Source organism: Vibrio splendidus 12E03, assembly GCF_000272105.2.
Classification (GTDB): domain Bacteria; phylum Pseudomonadota; class Gammaproteobacteria; order Enterobacterales; family Vibrionaceae; genus Vibrio; species Vibrio splendidus_I.
The window spans coordinates 1-307 of record NZ_AJZD02000238.1; the positions used below are offsets into that span (position 1 = coordinate 1).

Annotated in this window: 1 protein-coding gene; it reads right to left on the reverse strand. The window is 49.2% G+C overall.

Going from position 1 to position 307, the window contains the following annotated elements:
* Nucleotides 1-118: 118 nt before the first annotated feature.
* On the reverse strand, nucleotides 119-307 hold a 189-nt coding region (locus A142_RS25305; protein ID WP_139137183.1), incomplete at its 5' end, for a GlyGly-CTERM sorting domain-containing protein.

Consider the following 307-nt stretch of genomic DNA (forward strand, 5'->3'; position numbering starts at 1 on the left):
AAAGCGTCAGGTTGTTCCATCCCACCGCTGTCCTTCGCGGTACAACAAATAACCGCGATGATGCGTTTTTCTGAGCAGTCGTATGGCTTGACGGTAAGTGGTGCGTATCACGCGCCAATCATTCCCCTCTAACATTTCCAACACCACAGGGTCGTTGATTTTGTAATCCATATCTCACCTTACTTCTGCTTAAACGTCCAAATACCGCTAATCCAAGTAGAGATAAAAAGCCAAGAGAACCACCGCTGCCGCCAGAGCTTGGTGTCGTTGTCGGAGGTGGAACAGGCGTTGGCGTAACAGGATTGAT